Origin of the sequence: Amycolatopsis sp. NPDC058340, from assembly GCF_042723975.1 — a bacterium.
In the GTDB taxonomy this organism is placed as follows: domain Bacteria; phylum Actinomycetota; class Actinomycetes; order Mycobacteriales; family Pseudonocardiaceae; genus Amycolatopsis.
This window is the reverse complement of sequence record NZ_JBHXIB010000042.1, coordinates 46,323-64,935: the sequence shown is the minus strand read 5'-3', so window position 1 is coordinate 64,935 and position 18,613 is coordinate 46,323. Positions and strand designations below refer to the sequence as shown.

The following is an 18,613-nucleotide window of genomic DNA, read 5'->3' as shown; positions in this document are numbered from 1 at the left end:
GTTTCGGTGTCACAAACCGGGCTATTTTTTACACCGCTGCGGCGTTTTTTTTATTTTTTTATGCCCCCCTTCACCGCGTCTAGCGCGGTGAAGGGGGCCTTCACGTACTTCGGCCGGGCTCAGGGATGGATGAGCCAATGCGTCATGGGGTGGTCGCCCTGGCAGATGTAGATCTGCATCTGCGTGAGATCCGCGGTCTCGCCCTTGGCGTCCAGGCACCTGATCCTGTTGTCGCCGCCGCCGACCCTGGAGTAGATGAACTTCGGCACGAAGTTGGGGACCACCGGCGGGATCCACCTCTGGTTGCTGTTGTCGTTGCATCTCACCTGGTTGACCGGGGCTCGACTGGTGTTCTCGCCGATGACGTTGAGGCAGAAGCCACTGGCCTGGTTGACGAAGTAAACGGTGTCGTGGGTGTTGGGGACGATCGCCCATTTCTGGACGGCGTTGTCGTTGCAGGGCATCTGCACGACAGCCGCGAGCTCCGCCAGTGGGTTGTTCGGATGCGGCTGGATGCACTTGTTGCTGCCGTAGTTGCGCACGCGGTAGTAGCCGTCCGCGCCCGCGGGCGGGGCGGCCAGCGCCGTCACCGCGAGCGCGGCGCTCAGCAGTCCGATGATCTTGGCCTTCATGATTCCCCTCGTCTCCCTGGTGCCGCCGTCCGCGGCCCGATGCGTCGAGACTGATCGGGTGTGCTGCGCCGCCGCTGCGCCCGCGCTGCGGTGGAACGTTTTCCCCTCGGGCGACGACCTCTCCAGGGAGGGGGTCTCATGCTGGTGCGGATTCTCGGGCCGGTGGACGTCGTGTCCGACGGCGTGGTGCGGCCGGTGCGGGGCTCGCTGCGCAAGGCGTTGCTCGCGGTGCTGGCCTTGCGTGCGGGCGAGATCGTCAGCGTCGACCGGCTCGTCGACGTGGTGTGGGGTGCTCGGCCGCCCACGGCGAACACGGTGCAGACCCACGTTTCGGCGTTGCGGCGCATGCTGGGCGACCGCGACGCGATCGTGGCTCGCTCCCCCGGCTATGTCTTGAACGCGGCGACGGATCTGGCCCGCGCACAGCGGCTGATCGAGCGGGCCGGGCAGGCACCGGATCCCGCCGCGTGCCTGCGGGAGGCCTTGGCGTTGTGGCGGGACAAGCCGCTGGCCGATGTCACCGGTATGCCGTGGCTGGACGAAGAGGCCGAGCGGCTCGCGTTGCTGCGGCTCGACGCCGTCGAAGCGCTCAACGAGGCGGGGCTGGCCCTGGGCGAGCACGCGCGGCTCGTGCCCGAACTGGAAGAGCTGTGCCGCCTGCATCCGTTCCGCGAGCACCTGCACCGGCAGCTGATGCTCGCGTTGTACGGCGTGGGACGGCAGGCGGACGCCCTCGGCGTGTACGACCGGCTACGGCGGGCGCTGGACGAACAGCTGGGTGTCGAGCCGGGCCCGGCGCTGCGCGAGTCGCACACCGCGCTGCTCCGTCAGGACGCCTCCGTGGAACGGCCACCGGCGGCGGTGCTCACCGCCGAGCCGAACAGGTTCTGCACGACCTGCTCCGGCGCGCGGATCGCCTACAACGCCACTGGACGAGGATCCCCGCTGGTGATCCCGCCCGCCTGGATCTCGGCGCTGGAGCTGGGCTGGGAGGACCCGGGACTACGCGCGTTCTGCGCGCCCTTGGTGGCCGGGCACCGGGTGATCCGCTACGACATGCCGGGCACCGGGTTGTCCGGACCGGTTCTCCAGCCGCGGTCACTGGACAGCGAGGTCGAAGCGCTGCGCACGGTCGTCGACGCGGTCGGCGCGGAGCGGGTGTCGCTGCTCGGTGCGTCGATGGGAGCGCCGGTGGCGCTGGCGTTCGCGGCCCGCCATCCCGACCGGGTGGACCGCCTCGTGCTGTATGGCGGGTACGCCGACGGCGCCGCCATCGCGCCCGCGTCCGCCCGGCGGGCGTTCGTGGGCCTGGTCCGCGAGAACTGGGGCCTCGGCACCGAACTGCTCGCCGATGTCCTGATGCCCGACGGCGACGCGGCTGCCCGCGCGCGGTTCGTCCGCATGCAACGAGCGACGGCGTCCGCCGAGGCGGCCGCGGGATTGCTGACCACCTGCTACGGATTCCGCGTCACCGAACTGCTCGACCGGGTCGCCGCCCCGACCTTGGTGCTGCACCGGCGAGAAGACCGGGCCATCCCGTACGCCTCGGGCAAAGAACTCGCCACCCGCATCCGGGACGCCCGGTTCGTCGCGTTGGAGGGCCGCAGTCATTTCCCGTACGTCGGAGACGCGCCCGCGGTGGTGAACGCGATCGTGGACTTCCTCGCCGGTCACGCCTCCTGACGCTTGACCAGATGCCGCCCGGCCCACCAGGCGATCTCCACCAGCACGATCCCCACCCCGGCGCAGGCGAAGGCCGACAGCGTGTACGCGCTCACCGTCGGGTCCAGCGCGAAGAACTTCTGCGTGAACGGGATCAGGAACAGCGCGAGGGTCAGCACGACCATCCCGCCGATCAGCAGGATCTTCCACCACCGGTACGGCCGCGCGACGATCCCGAGCACCCACAGCGCGATCGTGATCAGCGTGATCAGCGCCGTCGTCCCCGCCTGGATCTTGTCCAGTTCGGACTGTCCGGATCCCTTGTACACCAGCAGATAGCTCACGAACGTCGCGGTGGCGATGACCAGCCCGGCCGGGACGGCCATCCGCATCACCCGGCCGACGAAACCGGTGCGGGCGCGTTCGTTGTTCGGCGCCAGCGAGAGCACGAAGGCGGGCAGGCCGATCGTGAACCACGCGGTGATCGTGATGTGCCGCGGCAGGAACGGGAACGGCACCTGCGCGATGCCGACCATCAGCGCCAGCAGTACCGAGTAGACCGTCTTGGTGAGGAACAGGTTCGAGACGCGCTCGATGTTGCCGATCACCCGCCGCCCCTCGGCGACGACATGCGGCAGGGTGGCGAACTTGTCGTCCAGCAGCACGATCTGCGCGACCGCGCGGGTGGCCGGGCTGCCGGCCCCCATGGCGACGCCGATGTCCGCGTCCTTCAGCGCGAGGACGTCGTTCACGCCGTCGCCGGTCATCGCGACCGTGTGCCCCTTCGACTGCAGCGCACCGACCATCGCGCGTTTCTGCAACGGCGTCACGCGGCCGAAGACCGCGCGGTCCTCGACGGTGTCGGCCAGCTTTTCGGCGTCGTCCGGCAGCTTCCGCGCGTCGATGGGCTTGTCCGCGCCCGGCAGGTCCAGGGTGCCCGCGACCGCGCCCACCGAAATGGCGTTGTCGCCGGAGATGACCTTGACCGCGACGTCCTGGTGCGCGAAGAAGTCCAGCGTGTCCTTCGCGTCGGGGCGGACCTTCTGCTCCAGCACCACGAGCGCGACCGGTTCGATGTCGCCGGGCCCCTCGGCCGCGTCGACGGCCCGTTCGGCACGGCCCAGCAGCAGGACACGCAGGCCGCGCGAGCCGATCTTCTCGGCCTCCGCGCGGTGCTCACCTTCGGGCAGCAGGACGTCGGCCGCGCCGAGCACCCAGTCGCCGTCGACGCCGAACGAGGCGCCGCTCCACTTGCGCGCCGAGGAGAACGGCATGGTCGTGGAGACGCGCCAGCCCGGATCGGTCCGGTACGCCTCGGCGATCGCCTGCAGGCTCGCGTTCGGGCGGGGATCGGCGGCGGCGAGCGCGGCCAGCACGTCGTCCACCGGATGGCCCGGCGTGATCTCCCGGACCTCGGAAAGCCGCATCGCGTTCTCGGTGAGCGTGCCGGTCTTGTCCGCGCACACCACGTCGACCCGGGCGAGACCTTCGATGGCCGGGAGTTCCTGCACCAGGCACTGACGCTTGCCCAGCCGGATGACGCCGACCGCCAGCGCGACACTGGTCATCAGCACCAGGCCCTCGGGCACCATCGGCACGAGCGCCGCGACCATGCCGCGCAGCGCGTCCGGCCACGCCTGGTCGCCCGCGAGCTGGTTGTAGATGGTCAGCGCTCCCGCCGGGATCAGCAGGTACGTGATGAACTTGAGGATCTTGTCGATGCCTTGGCGCAGCTCCGACTTCACCAGGGTGAACTTGCTGGCCTCCGCGGCCAGTTTCGCCGCGTAGGACTCGTCGCCGATGATGTCCGCGCGGTAGGTGCCGCTGCCCGCGACGACGAAGCTGCCGGAGAGCACCTTGTCACCGGGCTGCTTGACCACCGGATCGGATTCACCGGTCAGCAGCGATTCGTCGACCTCGAGCGCGTCGGCGGTCAGCGCCGGGCCGTCGACGACGATCTTGTCGCCGGGCCCAAGCTCGACGAGGTCGCCGAGGACGACGTCCTCCGGGGCGATCTCGGTGCTCTGCCCGTCACGGCGCACGGTCGGCTTCGCCTGCCCGACGATCGCGAGCCGCTCCAGGGTCCGTTTCGCCCGGAGTTCCTGGATGATGCCGACCGCGCTGTTGACGATGATCAGCCCGCCGAACAGCCCGTCGATGAAATACCCCGTGGACAGGATGAGCACGAAGAGCACACCGTAGATCGCGTTGATCCTGGTGAAGACGTTCGCGCGGATGATCTCGCCGGTGGTCCGGCTGGTCTTCGTCGAGACCGCGTTGGTCTGGCCCGCGGCCACCCGCTGGGCGACCTCTTCGCTGGTGAGCCCCCTCGAGGCGTCGGTCAGCAGGGCCGGCTGATCAATTGCCATGTCCGCGACTCTATTCGGCCCGGCCCGCTCCCGCGTCAGCCTCGGGGACCATGTCGCCCCTTACTTCAGCATCTTTCGTGTTCGGGGTTGGTGCCGCCGTCGGTCGTGTCGACGCGCCACGAGCCGCTCTCCAGCCGCAGCGGCAGCACCAGCCGCCACCGGATGCATCCCTCGGGCAGGTACACCGGCGCGTCTTCGACGTCCTGCGTGCTGGTGAAGGCGACGAGCACCCGGAGCGAGTTCGGCGCACCCGGCTCGATGCGATAGACGAGAATGCTGCCGTCCCGAGTGGACTGGAAGTCCTTCTTCCACTCCGCCGCGGTCTTGGTCTTGGCCCGTTCACGGCTGACCACCGAAGTCCACTTCGGATAGTCGCGATCGTTGATGGAGTCGAAATATCCCTGCAGCACCTGGCGGACGCTCTGGTACTGCGGATGCGCGAAGACGTCGGGGGTCACCTCGACGACGGGCGAACCCGGCTGTTGCTCCGGGGCGACCGACGTCGGCGACTCGCTGACGACCGGCTGGGTGGGCTCGGCCTCCGGGCGCTTGTAGAGATCGCGTGCCAGCAGCCCGACGCCGACGGTCAAGGAGATCACGACCACGAGGACGGGGATCAGCCACCGCTGGCGAGAGAGGGGGCGAGGCTGGGCGGTCACCCTGAAAGGTTAGCCGCCCGCCTCTTCCGTCATCACCGGCGTCTACCCGACTTGGTGCAGCCAGGTGACCGGGGCACCGTCACCGGCGTGCCGGTACGGTTCGAGCGCTTCGTCCCAATTGGCGGCGAGGAGCTCGTCGAGCTTGTGCGCCAGCGATTCGCCGGAGCGGACCTTGCTCACCAGGGCGCGCAACTGGTCCTCGCCCACGACGATGTCGCCGTTGGCACTGGTCCTGCCGTGCCACAGGCCGAGGCCCGGAGCGAAACAGAACCTCTCCCCGTCGACCCCCGCACTGGGCTCTTCGGTGACTTCGAACCGGATCATCGGCCACGCCTTGAGCGCGGACGCCAGCTTTCCGCCGGTGCCCGAAGGCGCACGCCAACCACATTCGGCGCGGAGCTGTCCTGGACTGGCGGGCTGCGCCGTCCACTTCAACTCGACTCGGGCACCCAGGGTGCCCGAAATGGCCCACTCGACGTGCGGACACACCGCAGACGGCGACGAGTGGACGTACACCACGCCACGGGTGTTGCCACGGGTGCTCACTGCTGACCTCCGCTACTCGACGAGGGGCGTCTTCCCCTACGACCTCGCGAGCTGCGCTGGTCAGGTGGCTCGTGCCGCCTCCCGGTACGCGTGAGCACATTGTGCACCCCAACTGTGCTGTTTGGCCACATGAACACCACAAGTCGCACCTGATTGGGACGCGGAACTCCTGCGAAGGCCCCCTTCTTCCGGCTGAGCCGGAGAAAAGATCCCTTCACGCGGGTTAACCCGGGGACGGCATTTGTGCCCCCATGCCGTGAGGGCCTCCTTCCCTACTTTGAGGGTAGGGAAGGAGGCCCTCACGGACTTGGGACGGCTCAGCCCTGGGCGCCGAGCGACTTCGCCGCGGCGAAGGTGTCCACCAGGCCGGTGCCCTTGTCGAAGCTCGACGTGTACGGCCCGGCCGCCACGTACGGCGAGCCGTCGGCGAACTTGTACGCGGTGCCCTTGATCGCGGCCTCGATGTCACCGGGGCTCGCGTTCGGCGCGACCTGGAACAGCTGCGCGACGATCCCGGTGATCTGCGGCGCCGCCATCGAGGTCCCGCTGATCACGTTGTAGGTGGCGAGATCCAGCAGTCCCGGGCCGTTCTCGGGCTGCAGGCCCTGCGTGCAGATCGGCTGCGTCGGACGGCACGACGAGAGGATGTTCTCCCCCGGCGCGGAAACGTCGGGCCAGCTCGACTGGCTGCTCTTGAGACCGCGCGAGGAGAAATCGGAGACCGTGCCGTCACGGGTCTCGGTCCCCTGATCGTTGAACGACGCCACCGAAAGCACGCCCGGCGTCTGGTCCTGCCCCGGCGGGTTGGAGAGGTTCGCCGAACCGTCGCCGCCGTCGTTCCCGTTCGCCCACACCGTGACGACGCCTTCCGCGGCGAGCGCGCGCTGCAGCTTCACCGTCGCCGAGTTCGGGTCGAAGGCGCCACCGCCGCTGGGACCGTAGGAGTTGTTGGTCACCTTGATCGGCGGGCACACCGACGCCGGGACACCCGCACCGCACGGCGCCTTGTGGTTCTCCAGCACCCAGTTCAGCGCGGCGTCCGTGCCGAGGACGAGCAGCGCGGCGCCGGTGGAGACCGAGACGATCTTCGAGCCCGGCGCCGAACCGCCGACCTTGGTGCCGTCGGTCAGCGTCAGCCGGTTGCCCGCGGCGATGCCGGTGACGTGCGTGCCGTGGCCGCCCAGGGAGAGGGTGTCGGTGTCGACGGAGGTCGGGACGTCGACGATGCAGTTCGTGGCGGTGCCGTTCGCGCAGAGGCTCTTGAGGTTGCGCACGACCCTCGACTTGCCGTCGGCGCCCTTGAAGGCCGGATGCGTCGGGTCGACCCCGGTGTCGATGATCGCGACGGAGACACCCCTGCCGTCCACGGGAGCGCCACCGGCGTCCTTGAGCTGTGTCTGCGTCTGCAGGCTCCGCGTCGCCGTGGTGCCGGCGCTGCCGTGCGCCTTGAGCTTCTCGTTCCCTTCGACGTAGGTGACCCCGGCGGCCTTGCGCACCGCGCGCACCTGGTCGGCGGTGCCCCGGACGGCGACGACGCCGATCTTCCCGAACGAGGTGATCTTCGTGAGCCCGGCGGTGCGGGCGGCGCGTTCGGCGGTGGCGACGTCGTCGGCGTGCACGAGCGCGGTCACCCCCGCGGTGCCGGTGACGGCCGAGAGCAGGCGGGTGAGTCCGGGGGCGGCGGGTGCGAGCGGTCCCGCGGCCTGCGCGGGGACCATCCCCGCGGCCGGGACGGCGAGCAGGGCGACGACGAGCGCGGCGCGTCGACGCCAGGGTCGGGATACGGCCATTGCGGTTCTCCTGGTGACAGGGGGCAAGGAACTGTCACCTACCAACGAGTACCACCCGGACGGGTGACGGTACTCACGCGCATTACAACTTTTCGGAGCAACATCACGGCGCCTACCTGGGACGTGTCGCCCCTCGAATCGGCACAGCGGCGCGAAGCGCCACCTTTGAGGGAGGTGGCGGGGGCATGGATGGACGGATGGAGGCGCTAGTTTGTGCAGCGAGACCGACGAGATGGGGAGGGGTTCGGTGCGACTCGTTCGCCTCGCTCAACAGCCGTCCCGGGTGGCCGAGGACGTCCGCGCCGCGCTGGCTTCGCTCGGCCGGGGCAGCAACGTCGTCGGCGGGGTCGCCCTGATCGGCGCCAGCCCGGTCGAGGGACGGCCCGTCGAAGCCGTCGTGGTCATGCCGAAGGGCGTCCTCATCGTCATCGGGGTCGACCTGCCGGACCCGGCACTGAAACTCGAAGCCCCGCTCGGCGGACCGTGGAAGGCCGACGGCTGGCCGCTGGTCCACGGCGACACCTCGATCAACCCGGCCACGGACGCGCTCTCGCTGTCCGCCGCGTGCACGCACAAGATCGCCGACGTCGCTCCCGGCGCCGGGCCGATCGGCACGATCATCGCCGTCGGCCCCTACGTGGAGACGGTCGACCAGCCCGCCGCGGATCTCGCCGGTTCGGTCCGCGTCCTGCATCCGACGGCGACGACGATGCTCGCCGCGACGGTCTCCCTGGCCACCGCGCCCCGCCCCCGCTCGGTCCAGCAGGCGCGGGACCTGATCGCCGCGCTCGCCCCGGACGCGCCGCCGATGCCCGAGGAGATGCTGCTCGGGGAGGGTTTCAGCGCCTTCTCCGACGACGAGCCGACGGTGATCCGCGAGAACCCGCTCGTCGCGATCGCCCCGACCGTCCCGGTCCAGCATCCGGGGAAAGGCAAGAGACCGGCGAAACCGGCGGTGTCTCCCCCGCCTCCCGTCAAGCCCGCCCCGCCCGTTCAGCAGGCCGCCCCCGCGAAGCCCGTTCCCCCGGTCCGGCAGCCCCCGCCGACGGCCGCTCCCGCCGAGCCCGCCCCGAAGCCGTCGCGACAGTCCAAGACGGTGAAGTGGCTCCCTGTCGCCGCGATCGGCTTGCTCATCGTGCTGCTGGTCGCGGCCATCAGCGTGGCTTCCGGCGGCGACGACACCGCGTCCACCCAGCCTCCCCCGCCGCCGACCCCGGCGACCAGTCCCCCACCACCGAGCAGCAGCGCGGTCGAGAACATCCAGTTCACCTCGCGGGCGTCGGCCGCGGACCAGAAATGCGCGTCGCACGCGTACGGCGACGTCCAGTCGAGCCTTCAGCAGACGAGTTGCTCGGCGGTGAAACGGGCCAGCTTCGCCAGTTCCATCGACGGCCGGGCCGCGGCGGTGACCATCGCCGTCGTAGAATTCCCGAACACGGAGCAGGCGAACGCGTTCAAGGCCATCGCCGACACTCCCGGCGGCGGCGGCATCCTCGACCTCGCCACCGAGACCAACCAGTGGCAGGGCGAAGTGCCGGTGTTCGAAGGCGCCGCCTACCAGAGCAGCCTGGACGGGAAGTCGGTCCGGCTGATCCAGGTGGTGTGGCTGCCGGGACCGTCCACTCCGGACGATCCCGGCCTCGTGCGCGGCGCGAAGGCCGCGCTCGAACTGCCTGTGAACGGCTAGAGGCCGTACGCCTCCAGCAGGCGCAACCACACTTCGCTGATCGTGGGGAACGACGGGACCGCGTGCCACAGCCTCGGCAGCGGGACCTCCCCGACGATCGCGATCGTCGCCGAATGCAGGAGTTCGGCGACGTCCTGCCCGACGAAGGTCGCGCCGACCAGGACGTCGCGTTCGGTGTCGACGACGATGCGCGCCTTGCCCGCGTAACCGTCCGCGTGCAGCGACGAACCGGCCACCGCGATGTCGATGTCGACGACGCGATGCGGTTTGCCCTCCTCCGGTCCCGCGAGCCCGACCGAAGCGACCTCCGGGTCGGTGAACACGACCTGCGGGACGGCGTGGTGATCGGCCGTGGCGCTGTGCGCGCTCCATGCGGCGGAGTCGACGGGCTTGCCCGCCGCCTGCGCGGCCACCGCGTCACCCGCGGCCCTGGCCGCGTACTTGCCCTGATGGGTCAGCGGCGCCCGGCCGGTGACGTCCCCGACGGCGAACAGCCAGTCACCGTCCACAGCGGACACACGGCCGTTGTCGTCGGTCGTGAGCGGTGCGCCCGCTTCGAGCCCCACCGTCTCCACGCCGAGTCCATCGGTCGCCGGGCGGCGGCCGGTGGCGACGAGCAACTCGTCGACGACCAACCGCTCGCCGCCCTTCAAGGCCAGTTCCTTACCACCGTCCACAGCGGACACGGAGTCGAGACCGGAGCCGGTGTGCACGGTGACCCCGGCTTCGCGCAGCCCCGCGGCGACGGCGTCGCCCGCGAATTCCGGCAGCCGCGGCAAGGGACGCGTCCCCGAGATGATCAAGTGGACTTCGGCGCCGAGCGTGGCGAAGGCCTGCGCCATTTCGACGCCGACGACACCGCCGCCCAGTACGCCCAGCCGGCGCGGGACCGCTTCCGCCGACGTCGCCTCACGCGAACCCCACGGCGAAATCGTGTCCAGCCCGGGGATCGACGGCGTCCGCGGGACACTGCCCGTGGCGACGATCACCGCGTGCCGCGCGGTCAGCTCGTCACCTCCGCCGACCGTGACCTTCCGCTCACCGGTGATCCGGCCGTGCCCGCGGATCGGGACGATCCCGGCGCCTTCGGCCCACTTGACCTGTCCGGTGTCGTCTCCCTTGCCGGTGAACCAGTCCCGCCGCGCGAACACCGCGGCCGGGTCGACCGCCTCGCCAACCGGGACACCGGGGACCCGTTTGGCGGCGGCGAGGAGGTTCCCCGGCCGCAGCAGCGCCTTGCTCGGAATGCAGGCCCAGTAAGAACATTCGCCGCCGAAGCGTTCGTGTTCGACGAGCGCGACCCGAAGGCCGCCGCGCGCCGCCCGTTCGGCGGCGACCTCGCCGACCGGGCCGCCTCCGATCACGATCACGTCAAAATCCTGTGCTGACATGCATTCAGCGCACACCACCGCGCAGCTTCGCGCAACCTGCCGCTATCCTCGTGTCGCTGCGTGAGTCATCAGCCGCGGGTTCAGGTTTCACCGTGCCGGTTACGCAGTAGAACGATCGAGCGCGGGAGGTTTTTCATGGCCAGGAACACTGCTGTGCATTTGCTGGATGATCTGACCGGCGAGGCGGCCGAGGAAACGGTCGCTTTCGGTTTGGACGGAATCGCTTACGACATCGACCTTTCGGCCGACAACGCCACCGCACTCCGGGAAATCCTGCGTGCCTATGTGGAGAACGGCCGCCGGATCGGCGGACGCAAATTGCGGCCGCGGGTCGTGCAGCGCCCCAAGGGCGCGCGGGTGTCGAAGTCGACCCCGAAGACCGCGGCCACCGCGGCGAAGGCCGAGGCGAAGACGGCCGCGAAGCCGGGCCGCAAACCCGCCGCCAAGGGTGTCGCCGGGCGCAAGCCTGCCGCCGCCAAGAAGGCCGCCGCTCCCAAGGCGGAGGCCAAGACTCCCGCCAAGACCACGGCGAAAGCCACCGCGGCCAAGGCGAAGACCACCCGCGGCGCGGCGGCGAAGACCACGGCGGCCAAGGCTCCGGCGGGTCGCGCGAAGGCCGCGGCCGCGGCGAAGACCCCGGCCAAGACGGCGTCGAAGACCACCACCAAGACGACGGCCGCGAAGGCCGCTCCGAAGGCCGCGGCCAAGACGACCGCCGCGAAGACGACCGCCGCCAAGGCTGCGCCGAAGGCCGCGGCCAAGGCTCCGGCGAAGAAGACCGCCGAGCCGAAGAAGACCACGCGCGCCGCCCGCAAGGTGCCCGCCGTCACTTTCTCGGCCACCGAAAAGTAATTCCGCCAAAAGCAAATGGCCCCCTTCGCGTAATCGCGCGAAGGGGGCCGCTTTGTGTCAATACTCGTGAGTGGTAAGGACGGTTCTAACCGTCCTTACCACTCACGAGGCCGGACGCTGAGCGCCTTCGGCATGCCATTCCGGGTAGTGGTACCGCGTGTGCTGGAGCGAGCGCTGCCACTCCAACTCCCCGGCCGAGGGCTTCCGGGTGGTGAGTTCACCCAGTCGCGCGGCCGCCGCCACGCGGACGGCGGCCGTGACTTCGGCAACACCTTTACGCAGGCCGTGCTCGGCGAGCGACGCGACCCGGCTCCGGTGGGAGTCGAGCGGACGGGGATCCGCGGGTGCCGAAGTGAGGTACCGGCCGACCCGTTCGGCGGCGGTCGAAACGAGCAGGGTGGAATGCGCGAGCAAGCCCGTTCTCGTCCGGAAGACGGCGAAACCGCACAGCTTCGCGTCACCGACGAACAGACCTCGATCACCGAGCCGCGACGGCAGCCCGAGTTCGGCCACCGTCGCGGTCATCAGTTCCCCGAGTGCTTCCAAGGGTCTGTCCGACGGCCCCGGCAGGACCAGCGTGATGTTGAGATTGCCGGGATCGTGGAACACGGTGCCGCCACCGCTGGCCCGGCGCAGCACCGGGACGCCGTCGCTCGCGCAGACGTCGGCCTTGACCTCGCGTTCGATCTTCTGCCCCCGCCCCACGACCACACAGTCGGTGTTGCGCCAGATCCACAGGACCGGCGCCTCCGGTGCGGCACGCAGGAGGGCTTCGTCGAACGCGAGGTTGTCGGCCGGGTCGTCGAACGCGGCGACGACTTCCGAAGGACCGATCACAGTGCTTTGAGTTCCTCCACGATCTCGCCCACCGACGATTTGGCGTCGCCGAAGAGCATGCTTGTCTTCGCATCGTAGAAGAGCTCGTTGTCGATGCCGGCGAAGCCCGAGCTCATCCCGCGTTTGAGCACGATCACCGACCGGCTGTGGTTCACCTTGAGGATCGGCATCCCGTAGATGGGCGAGCCCGGATCGGTCTCCGCGGCCGGGTTCGTGACGTCGTTCGCGCCGATCACCAGCGCGACGTCGGTCTGGGCGAACTCGGAGTTGATCTCGTCCATCTCCTTGAGCTGCTCGTACGGGACGTCGGCCTCGGCGAGGAGCACGTTCATGTGCCCCGGCATCCGGCCCGCCACCGGGTGGATGGCGTACGCGACCGTGATCCCCTTGGCTTCCAGCAGTTTCGCCATCTCGCGGACGACGTGCTGCGCCTGCGCGACGGCCATGCCGTACCCGGGCACGACCACGACCTTGTTGGCGTACGCCATCTGGATCGCGGTGTCGGACGCGCTGGTGCTGCGGACCGGCCGGGCCTCGCCGGATCCGCCGCTCGCGACCGCCGTGCCACCGCCGAACCCGCCGGCGACGATGGCCGGGATCGACCGGTTCATCGCCTTCGCCATCAGGTTCGTCAGGATGGAACCCGAGGCGCCGACGATCATGCCCGCCACGATCAGCGCGGTGTTGTCGAGCGCGAGCCCCATGGCCGCGGCCGACAATCCGGTGAGCGCGTTCAGCAACGAGATGACGACCGGCATGTCCGCGCCGCCGATCGGCAGCACGACCACCACGCCGAGGATGCCCGCCGCGACCAGCAGGCCGATCATCAGCAGTTCGGCGTCGCCGCCGCTCGCGATGACGACCGCGAGCACGATCGCGGCGATCAGCACCAGCGCGTTCACCGGCTGCTGCAGTTTGCCGAGGGTGATCGGGCGGCCGGAGATGAGTTCCTGCAGCTTCCCGAACGCGATGTTCGAGCCCCAGAAGGACACCGACCCGACGATCGCGGCGAACAACGACGCGATCGCGACGTACGCCGGCTCGTGCGCGTAGCCCTCGGTGGTGCGGAACTCGACCCACGCGATGAGCGCGACCGCCCCGCCGCCGACGCCGTTGAACAGCGCCACCATCTGCGGCATCGCGGTCATCTTCACCTTGCGCGCGGACGGCACGCCGACGACGACACCGATCGCCACGCCGAGCGCGATGAGCAGCCAGTTGCTCATGCCCGGGGTCAGCAGCGTCGCGATCACCGCGATGCCCATGCCGACGGCGGCGATCCAGTTGCCGCGGACCGCGGTGCGCGGACCGGTCAGGCCCATGAGGCCGTAGATGAACAGCGCGAAGGAAATGATGTAGAGGACGGCGATGAAGGTCGTCACTTGTCACCACCGTCTTCCGGCTTCTTCGCCTTGAACATCGAGAGCATCCGGTCGGTGACGAGGAAGCCGCCGACCACGTTGATCGTGCCGAAGGCGATCGCGATCACCAGCAGGATCTTGTTCAGCACGCCGTCGACCCCGAGGCCGAGCACGATCAGCCCGCCCAGCAGGACGATGCCGTGGATCGCGTTGGTGCCCGACATGAGCGGGGTGTGCAACGTGTTGGGCACCTTGGAAATGACCGTGAAGCCCACGAATCCGGCGAGTACGAGGATCGCCAAACTGCCTACGAGCATCACTCGCCTCCTTCTTCTTTTCCGGCCACGCAGGCCCCGGCGACGATCTCGTCGGAGAAGTCGAGCGCGAGCTTGCCTTCTTTGTCGACAAGCAGTTCGAGCAACTCCGTGACGTTGCGCGCGTAGAGCTCGCTGGAATGCGCGGGCATCTCCGCGGCGAGGTTGAGCGGCGAGCAGATGGTGACGTCGTGCTCGACGACCTCCTCGCCCGGTTTCGTCAGTTCGCAGTTGCCGCCGGACTCGCCCGCGAGGTCGACCACGACACCGCCGGCGGGCATCCCCTTCACCGCGTCGGCGGTGACGAGCACCGGTGCCCGGCGGCCGGGGACGAGCGCCGTGGTGATCACGGCGTCGAACTTCGTGATCGCCTCGGTGAGCCTGCGTTGCTGCTCGGCCTTTTCCTCGTCGGTCAGCTCGCGGGCGTACCCGCCTTCGCCGACCGCCTCGATGCCGAGGTCGAGGAATTTCGCGCCGAGCGACTTCACCTGTTCGCCGACCTCGGGCCGGACGTCGTACCCGGTGGTCTGCGCGCCGAGCCGTTTCGCCGTCGCCAAGGCCTGCAGCCCCGCGACACCGGCGCCGAGCACGAGCACCTTGGCCGGTGGCACGGTTCCGGCGGCGGTGGTGAGCATCGGGAAGAAGCGGGTGAGCTTCTCCGCCGCCAGCAGGACGGCGCGATAGCCCGCGACACTGCTCTGTGACGACAACGCGTCCATCGCCTGCGCGCGGGAGATCCGCGGGATCGCCTCGACGGCGAAGGCGCGGACGCCCGCCGATTCGAGCGCCGCTATCCCGTCGGGATCACCCCTCGGATTCAGGAAGCCGATGAGGATGGTGCCCTGTTTGAGCTTCGCGACTTCGGCCGCGCTCGGAGGCGCCACCTTCACCACGATGTCGGCATCCCACGGATCGCCGATCACCGCGCCCGCTTGCTCGAAGGTCTCGTCGGCGAGCAGCGCGCCGGCGCCCGCGCCGGGCTCGACCACCACCCGCAGTCCGCGTCCTGAGACGCGCTCGATGAGCTTCGGTACCAGCGCGATGCGACGTTCACCTTGTCCGGTTTCCCGGACCACGCCGACCGTGAGCTGCTCGTTCTCTGCCGCCACAGGCGACCTCCTCGCTGGAGAGGACCACACGAACCCGCACTGTTTACCACGTCCGGCCGACAACTTTCCTGGCTGAACGTATCCGGACGGCATCTTTCCGTGACATCACTCATCACGATCGATCCAGCCATCGATCCAGGTGCGCGACGTCATATGCGCGCTAGGGCAAGGGTTTCCGCATCACGGAACGCTACGCCAGTTCGGCACGCCCAGGAAGATCAGCCGCAGCCGCCGTTCGGCCGTGCGCACGATCTCGTCGTCACGCGAAGGGGTTTCGAGCAGCTCCAGCACCGTCGTGAGCATGGTCGTCACGATCAGGTCGGCGAGCAGGTGCAGATCTTCGGTGCTCCAGTCGCGAAGGAAGTCGAAACGCGCGAGGTCGACGGCGAGTTCGCTGACGAAGAGCTTGAGTTCGAAGCCGATCGCCTGCCGGACCGGGCCGGTGCCGCCGTAGCGCTCCCTGGTCAGGAAGTGGAAATGGTCCTCGTGCGCCCGCACGTGCTCGCGCAGGATGCGCACCGAAGAGCGGATCATGTCGTTGTACGCCGACGGCCTCGTGCGCGCGGAGCGGATCATCGTGCGCAGCGTGCGCATCGACTCCTCGACCAGCGCGACGCCGAGCTCGTCCATCGACGCGAAATGACGGTAGAACGCCGTCGGCACGATCCCGGCCTGTTTCGCGACCTCGCGCAGGCTGAGCCCGGAGAAACCGCGTTCCGCGACGAGGTCGAGCGCCGCGTCCAGCAGTGCCTGCCGGGTGCGCTGCTTGCGCTCCTGCCTGGAAACGGGCTCCGTTGTCACGACCGACAGCGTAATCGCCTCCGCACTATCACTCACGTCACATCGCCCTCCTCTCGCGTTGACAAGCGGGAACTTCGCCACTTCACTATTCAGTGTACAAGCGTTCACTGAATTCGGGAGAAGTGATGACGGCACTGGTACCGCGCGGCGCCAGGCGGCTGGCCTCGCTGGCCGAGGCCCTGCTCACGCCCCACGGCATGGACCGCTATCTCGAACTCGTCGACCCGATGCTGGTCCGCCGCGAGATCCGCGGCCTGGTCACCGGCGTCCGGCGGCAGACACCCGACACGGTCACGCTGACCATCCGGCCGAGCCGGGCCTGGCGGGGACACGTCGCCGGGCAGTACGTGCGGGTGACCGTCGAGATCGACGGCGTCCGCCGCACGCGCTGCTACTCGCCGGCCGGTTCGGAGCACGACGGCTCACTGGAACTGACCATCAAGGCCGACCCGCAGGGCCTCGTCTCACGGCATGTGAACCGCACGGTCACCATCGGCTCGGTGCTCGGACTGTCCACACCGGACGGCGAGTTCACCCTGCCCTCGCCGCGACCGCGGCGGATCCTGCTGCTGAGCGGCGGAAGCGGGATCACGCCCGTCCTGTCGATGCTGCGCACGCTGGCCGACGAGAAGTACGAGGGCGATCTCGCCTTCCTGCACTACTCCAACGGCGCCGAAGACGCCCTCTACCGCGCCGAACTCGCCGACCTCGCCCGCCGCCTGCCCGGTCTACGGGTGGTACACGCGTTCACTCACGCGAAGACCGGCGGCGACCTGCACGGGTTCTTCTCGAAGGAGCACCTCGCGGAGGCCGCTCCGTGGTACCCCGACGCCGAAACGTTCCTGTGCGGTCCGAAACCGCTGATGGACTCGGTCCGCGAGGTTTTCGAGGCCGACGGCCTCGGTGCACATCTGCACACCGAGGAGTTCACCCCGCCGGCACTCACCTTCGACACCGAGAGCGCCGAAGGGCAGGTGCGTTTCGCGCGCAGCGGCCGCGAGTTCGCCAACTCCGGGAAACCGTTGCTGGAGCAGGCCGAAGAAGCGGGGCTGCGTCCGGAACACGGCTGCCGCATGGGCATCTGCTTCTCCTGCACGCAGATCAAGACCTCCGGCTGTGTGCGCAACGCCAAAACCGGCGAGACCTCCAGCGAAGAGAACGAAGAGATCCAGCTCTGCATCTCCGTCCCGGTCGGGGACGTCGAGATCAACGCTTAGAAAGGAGCGGGCCATGACCGGCTTGCAGGACAAGCTCACCCCTCAGCAGGTCGAGGACTTCGGCCGCGAACTGGACGAGATCCGGCAGCGGATCGTCGCCGACCTCGGCCAGGTGGACGTCGACTACATCCACAACGTCATCAAGACCCAGCGCGCGCTCGAGGTCACCGGCCGCGGGCTGCTGTTCGCCGGATTCTTCCCGCCCGCCTGGGTCGCCGGCGTCGCCGCGCTCTCCGTCGCGAAGATCCTCGACAACATGGAGATCGGCCACAACGTCATGCACGGCCAGTACGACTGGACGCGCGACCCGGCGCTGAGCTCCCAGCAGTTCGAGTGGGACACCGTCGCGCCTTCGGAGAACTGGCGCCATTCCCACAACTACATCCACCACACCTACACCAACATCCTCGACAAGGACCGCGACATCGGTTACGGCGTCCTGCGGATGGACCCGGCGCAGAAGTGGAACCCGTACTACCTGGGCAACCCGGTGTACGCGACGCTGCTCGCGCTGTTCTTCCAGTGGGGCGTCATGCTGCACGACCTCGAGTTCGACCGCGTCGTCAAGGGCGAGCGCAAGTGGTCGGACAACAAGGAGGTCGGCCTGAAGATGCTCAAGAAGGCGGGGCGCCAGGTCGGCAAGGACTACGTGCTCTTCCCGCTGCTGACCGGTCCGCTCGCGCCGCTGACCTTCCTCGGCAACGCCACCGCGAACCTGACCCGCAACCTGTGGGCGTTCTCGATCATCTTCTGCGGGCACTTCCCCGCCGACGTCGAGAGCTTCACCGAGGAGGAGACCGAGAACGAGTCGCGCGGGCAGTGGTACCTGCGGCAGATCCTCGGCTCGGCGAACATCACCGGCGGCAAGCTCTTCCACATCATGACCGGGAACCTCTCGCACCAGATCGAGCACCACCTGTTCCCGGACATCCCGGCGCGCCGCTACCCGGAGATCGCGGGCGAGGTGCGGGCGATCTGCGAGAAGTACGGCCTGCCGTACAACACCGGCCCCCTGCGCAAGCAGCTGTTCTCGGTGGCCAAGAAGATCGTGAAACTGGCCCTTCCGTGGAACGGCGAACCCCGCACACCGGCTACCGTGGAGAGCGACAAGACCCTCCGAGCGGCTTAAGGTGTCTGACATGGTCGGTCAGTTCGAAAGCACCAAGGACGTGGTCCAAGAGGTCACCGAGTCCGCGGCCACCCATATCGGCAACATCGCGACGATCATCACCGGCGCGATCCGGGACATCGCCCGCGAGACCGGCGACTGGCTGACGGACGTCATCGAGATGCGTGAAGCGTCCCAGCGGGCGCAGGCGGACGAAAGCCGCGAGGACTAGGGCCCCAGGTCCGGGTTGGTCGTGAGTGGCGATTCGGGTTCTAACC

Annotated in this window: 17 protein-coding genes; 6 read left to right on the top strand and 11 right to left on the bottom strand. The window is 69.0% G+C overall.

Annotated features, from left to right (window positions below; all coding sequences use genetic code 11):
• Positions 1 to 119: 119 nt before the first annotated feature.
• Positions 120 to 632 (bottom strand): RICIN domain-containing protein, encoded by a 513-nt coding sequence (locus ACFWIW_RS32370; protein WP_378371948.1) that lies wholly within the window; start codon positions 630 to 632, stop codon positions 120 to 122.
• A 138-nt stretch (positions 633 to 770) separates the two neighbouring features.
• On the opposite strand from ACFWIW_RS32370, the gene ACFWIW_RS32365 reads away from it, so the two are divergent.
• A complete protein-coding gene (locus tag ACFWIW_RS32365) occupies positions 771 to 2,315 on the top strand; it encodes an alpha/beta fold hydrolase (protein ID WP_378371947.1) in 1,545 nt (514 codons plus the stop codon).
• Here ACFWIW_RS32365 and ACFWIW_RS32360 read toward each other — a convergent pair.
• From ACFWIW_RS32360 to ACFWIW_RS32345, 4 genes are all read right to left on the bottom strand, one after another.
• The gene (locus ACFWIW_RS32360) at positions 2,303 to 4,663 is read right to left on the bottom strand and encodes a cation-translocating P-type ATPase (protein ID WP_378371946.1); all 2,361 of its coding nucleotides are present in this window, start codon (positions 4,661 to 4,663) and stop codon (positions 2,303 to 2,305) included. The two genes, ACFWIW_RS32365 and ACFWIW_RS32360, sit on opposite strands and share 13 nt — an antisense overlap.
• Before the next feature lie 65 nt (positions 4,664 to 4,728).
• Positions 4,729 to 5,322 (bottom strand): hypothetical protein, encoded by a 594-nt coding sequence (locus ACFWIW_RS32355; protein ID WP_378371945.1) that lies wholly within the window; start codon positions 5,320 to 5,322, stop codon positions 4,729 to 4,731.
• A gap of 42 nt (positions 5,323 to 5,364) precedes the next feature.
• On the bottom strand, positions 5,365 to 5,868 hold the full coding sequence (locus ACFWIW_RS32350; protein ID WP_016336127.1) for a DUF3145 domain-containing protein: 504 nt from the start codon (positions 5,866 to 5,868) through the stop codon (positions 5,365 to 5,367).
• A 317-nt stretch (positions 5,869 to 6,185) separates the two neighbouring features.
• Entirely contained in the window at positions 6,186 to 7,658 is a 1,473-nt protein-coding gene (locus ACFWIW_RS32345; RefSeq protein WP_378371944.1) for a S8 family serine peptidase, read from the bottom strand.
• A gap of 247 nt (positions 7,659 to 7,905) precedes the next feature.
• Between ACFWIW_RS32345 and ACFWIW_RS32340 the strand changes: the two genes are divergently transcribed.
• Entirely contained in the window at positions 7,906 to 9,345 is a 1,440-nt protein-coding gene (locus ACFWIW_RS32340) for a hypothetical protein (protein WP_378371943.1), read from the top strand.
• Here the strand turns inward: ACFWIW_RS32340 and ACFWIW_RS32335 are convergent.
• Positions 9,342 to 10,715 (bottom strand): dihydrolipoyl dehydrogenase family protein, encoded by a 1,374-nt coding sequence (locus tag ACFWIW_RS32335; RefSeq protein WP_378371942.1) that lies wholly within the window; start codon positions 10,713 to 10,715, stop codon positions 9,342 to 9,344. The two genes, ACFWIW_RS32340 and ACFWIW_RS32335, sit on opposite strands and share 4 nt — an antisense overlap.
• Positions 10,716 to 10,871: 156 nt before the next feature.
• Between ACFWIW_RS32335 and ACFWIW_RS32330 the strand changes: the two genes are divergently transcribed.
• Positions 10,872 to 11,588 carry a histone-like nucleoid-structuring protein Lsr2 gene (locus tag ACFWIW_RS32330; RefSeq protein ID WP_378371941.1) on the top strand — a complete coding sequence of 239 codons (717 nt, stop codon included), beginning with the start codon at positions 10,872 to 10,874 and terminating at the stop codon, positions 11,586 to 11,588.
• 102 nt (positions 11,589 to 11,690) lie between these two features.
• Here ACFWIW_RS32330 and ACFWIW_RS32325 read toward each other — a convergent pair whose 3' ends face one another.
• From ACFWIW_RS32325 to ACFWIW_RS32305, 5 genes are all read right to left on the bottom strand, one after another.
• Positions 11,691 to 12,425 (bottom strand): lipoate--protein ligase family protein, encoded by a 735-nt coding sequence (locus ACFWIW_RS32325; protein WP_378371940.1) that lies wholly within the window; start codon positions 12,423 to 12,425, stop codon positions 11,691 to 11,693.
• The gene (locus ACFWIW_RS32320) at positions 12,422 to 13,807 is read right to left on the bottom strand and encodes an NAD(P)(+) transhydrogenase (Re/Si-specific) subunit beta (protein ID WP_378371939.1); all 1,386 of its coding nucleotides are present in this window, start codon (positions 13,805 to 13,807) and stop codon (positions 12,422 to 12,424) included. The genes ACFWIW_RS32325 and ACFWIW_RS32320 overlap by 4 nt, the downstream gene beginning before the upstream one ends.
• Positions 13,804 to 14,103: an NAD(P) transhydrogenase subunit alpha gene (locus ACFWIW_RS32315; RefSeq protein ID WP_007032801.1), complete on the bottom strand. Its 300-nt coding sequence runs from the start codon at positions 14,101 to 14,103 to the stop codon at positions 13,804 to 13,806. The genes ACFWIW_RS32320 and ACFWIW_RS32315 overlap by 4 nt, the downstream gene beginning before the upstream one ends.
• The gene (locus ACFWIW_RS32310; RefSeq protein ID WP_378371938.1) at positions 14,103 to 15,209 is read right to left on the bottom strand and encodes a Re/Si-specific NAD(P)(+) transhydrogenase subunit alpha; all 1,107 of its coding nucleotides are present in this window, start codon (positions 15,207 to 15,209) and stop codon (positions 14,103 to 14,105) included. The genes ACFWIW_RS32315 and ACFWIW_RS32310 overlap by 1 nt, the downstream gene beginning before the upstream one ends.
• A 180-nt stretch (positions 15,210 to 15,389) precedes the next feature.
• A complete protein-coding gene (locus ACFWIW_RS32305; RefSeq protein ID WP_378371937.1) occupies positions 15,390 to 16,010 on the bottom strand; it encodes a TetR family transcriptional regulator in 621 nt (206 codons plus the stop codon).
• Between the two features lie 125 nt (positions 16,011 to 16,135).
• Between ACFWIW_RS32305 and ACFWIW_RS32300 the strand changes: the two genes are divergently transcribed.
• The 3 genes from ACFWIW_RS32300 to ACFWIW_RS32290 are packed head-to-tail and all read left to right on the top strand — an operon-like array spanning position 16,136 to position 18,567.
• Positions 16,136 to 17,227, top strand: a complete 1,092-nt coding sequence (locus ACFWIW_RS32300) for a ferredoxin reductase (protein WP_378371936.1) — start codon at positions 16,136 to 16,138, stop codon at positions 17,225 to 17,227.
• A gap of 13 nt (positions 17,228 to 17,240) precedes the next feature.
• Positions 17,241 to 18,356 carry a fatty acid desaturase family protein gene (locus ACFWIW_RS32295; RefSeq protein WP_378371935.1) on the top strand — a complete coding sequence of 372 codons (1,116 nt, stop codon included), beginning with the start codon at positions 17,241 to 17,243 and terminating at the stop codon, positions 18,354 to 18,356.
• A gap of 10 nt (positions 18,357 to 18,366) precedes the next feature.
• Positions 18,367 to 18,567 (top strand): hypothetical protein, encoded by a 201-nt coding sequence (locus ACFWIW_RS32290; protein ID WP_340687415.1) that lies wholly within the window; start codon positions 18,367 to 18,369, stop codon positions 18,565 to 18,567.
• Positions 18,568 to 18,613: the final 46 nt, after the last annotated feature.